Source organism: Sphaerospermopsis sp. FACHB-1194, from assembly GCF_014696235.1.
Taxonomy (GTDB): domain Bacteria; phylum Cyanobacteriota; class Cyanobacteriia; order Cyanobacteriales; family Nostocaceae; genus Sphaerospermopsis; species Sphaerospermopsis kisseleviana.
Genome location: NZ_JACJPU010000105.1, coordinates 1 through 2,726, shown reverse-complemented (window position 1 = coordinate 2,726; position 2,726 = coordinate 1). Strand labels below are relative to the sequence as shown.

Annotated in this window: 3 protein-coding genes; 2 read left to right on the top strand and 1 reads right to left on the bottom strand. The window is 38.7% G+C overall.

Annotated elements, in window-relative coordinates:
* Positions 1-531 precede the first annotated feature (531 nt).
* Both H6F45_RS26090 and H6F45_RS26085 read left to right on the top strand, forming a co-directional pair.
* Positions 532-1,473 (top strand): ParM/StbA family protein, encoded by a 942-nt coding sequence (locus tag H6F45_RS26090; protein ID WP_190348811.1) that lies wholly within the window; start codon positions 532-534, stop codon positions 1,471-1,473.
* A gap of 87 nt (positions 1,474-1,560) precedes the next feature.
* The gene (locus tag H6F45_RS26085) at positions 1,561-1,848 is read left to right on the top strand and encodes a hypothetical protein (RefSeq protein WP_190348810.1); all 288 of its coding nucleotides are present in this window, start codon (positions 1,561-1,563) and stop codon (positions 1,846-1,848) included.
* A gap of 222 nt (positions 1,849-2,070) precedes the next feature.
* On the opposite strand, the gene H6F45_RS26080 is transcribed toward H6F45_RS26085, so the two are convergent.
* Positions 2,071-2,616, bottom strand: a complete 546-nt coding sequence (locus H6F45_RS26080; protein WP_347237815.1) for a Uma2 family endonuclease — start codon at positions 2,614-2,616, stop codon at positions 2,071-2,073.
* Positions 2,617-2,726: the final 110 nt, after the last annotated feature.

The following is a 2,726-nucleotide window of genomic DNA, read 5'->3' as shown; positions in this document are numbered from 1 at the left end:
TTAAAAATGCTTCCAGAACCACCAGACCCTATTTTATTATCCCAGATTTTTGCCAAGCTTACCTCTCTTGGTCGTATTCACAATACTTCTACAACCGTTTCACCCTCGTAATTTGGCTAAGGTATTGAACCACCAGACCCTATTTTATTATCCCAGATTTTTGCCAAGCTTACCTCTCTTGGTCGTATTCACAATACTTCTACAACCGTTTCACCCTCGTAATTTGGCTAAGGTATTGGGTATATATAGGTGTTTTATAGGGGCTAGGTATACCCCAACGAGAAATTTGAGAATTATGGCTATTCCCTTTAGCCCTTAAATATCACCTACATAGGGTATAGATAGGTAACACTTAGGGTATCTTGTGCTGAATAAAATCAATTTGGGGTATATGTAGGGGTTACTTATGTGCTAAGTATACCCTAACGCGAAAATTGAAAATAATTGAACATTTAGCACCTATCTAGGGTATATATAGGTGATGCTTAGGGTATTTTTGTGTTAGCCTTTTTTGTATCCCACTTGACCCCCATGCCCAACATTCACGCTTTGCAAAAAATTTTTCCAGCAGGATTCGATAACGGTTACGGTAGTCTGAAACTTTTCGTTGATGGATTTAAAGTCGTTCGTATCCCCAGTTATATTTCCACAGCCGAGATGGAAGATGTACCAGGAAGAATTGTCTTAGATGGTGCAGCTTACACCGTGGGAGAATCTGCCTTTCGTACAGGTTATCATTTTGACCGCAACACAGACCACAACGAAAACAAAATTAAAAATGCACTGTTGATGTTATTTGGTGGATTAGCACATCTGCCACATCGTAAAGCTTGGCATTTAAAATTAGTCGTCAGCTTACATGACATAGGACTAGCAGAAGATTTAAAGCAAGCACTTAATGGAGAATATCAACCAATACTTGCGGGCAAAAAATCAGATGTCACCCTAGAAATAATCAAAATTGTCCCAGAGGGAATGGGTGCATTGTTTGGGCATCAACTTCCACCCAAGCTCACCGTCCTAGATTTTGGTAATGGAACCACACTTTATTCTCGTTACAACCAGGGAAAGCGAGAAGTTCACACTCCCTACCCCGCAGGTGTAGAAGTTCTCATCGAAGACATTGCCGAAAAAATGAAACGTCTCAACGGGGGGAAAATCGGCAACACCTCCCAGATTCGATTTTGTTTGGAACAGGGACATACCAGATACAGTCGTGACATTGATATTAAAGATATCTACACCAGTTGTTTGAAAGATTGGTATGAAAAATTCTTAAAGAAACCCGTAAGCCTGACACTAGATGCCAAACACCAGGGGGATGAAATTTGGGCAATTGGTGGTGGCTGTTTGTTACCTGGATTTAAGAAGCTATTGGAGAAGAACGGGTTTAAAATTCTGGATAATCCTGTAGAAGCTAATGCCTGTGGATTGCTAGAGATGGCAAAAGCCATGATGAACAAGAATCTGTAGTTCTCGTGATTTACCGCCCCTGATTTGAGCTTGAGGGGTAATAATGCACGAATTTTGAATCAACCAATTTGAATAGGAACGAAGCCAATGACACCGGAAAAAGTTCGGATTAAAGATAGCTACCGAGAACGTATATTTGCCGAATCACAGCAACTAGATAAAAGTTATTTAGAGACGCTTTACTTTATCATTGATTGTTATTTTGCTTTGAAAAAGGGTGCATTCCCCATGCAACAAGTAATTACAAATATTCCAGCAGTAAACCCGATTGCTACAAACACAAGTCAACAAGATCAGCCCCCTTCAATTCCATCAACACCAGAAAATCCCAAAGATGCTGATGGCGAAACATTTACCCTGGATTTTGATTTATAACTGTTATCAAACTCACATTCCGCATAAGCGGAGAATAAAAAAATAATTATCTCCAAAAACATTGTTTGGTAAGGGTTTTCAGGATTTTAGTTCAAAGGAACTATAAAATGTTTATTAGGAATTTATCTCATTTATTGAGAATATTTTTGGAGTAAAGTTTGTACAACCCTGAATCTTTCGTGATAATTATTCAGAATTGGATTTTATCTGCGGAATGTGGGATCAAACTAATTCCTCAAAAACAATATCCTCATAAACCGACTCAATGGGAAAACTTAAATCAATACTTTGTAGCTCGATATTATCCCCCGACTGATAATTAAAAATCTCCCAATTACCGCGATCATTTTTGCGGTATAAATCAATCGCTATTTTTTCAGAATCAACCAAAACATAATCTTGCAAACTAGGATTGCGACGATACAATCTAAATTTATCCCCTCGGTCATAACTGGCTGTACTGGGAGATAAAACCTTGACATTGAGCGAAGCCGAAATGTCAACAATTAAACAGGGATATTGAATTGCTTGGATTGCAGTGCGATCGCGCTCGTCGCAAGTAACGCTCACATCAGGATAAACATAATCCTTCGTTTCCAAAATATTTACACGACAATCGGAATTACCAACCTGACAACCACTACCCCGTAAATGACCTTTAACAATGAAAATAATATTACTAGCAATTCGGCCATGATTTTGAGTTCCCCCACTCATAGCGTAAACTTCACCATTAATATACTCATGACGACAATACCTTAGCCAAATTACGAGGGTGAAACGGTTGTAGAAGTATTGTGAATACGACCAAGAGAGGTAAGCTTGGCAAAAATCTGGGATAATAAAATAGGGTCTGGTGGTTCTGGAAGCATTTTTAA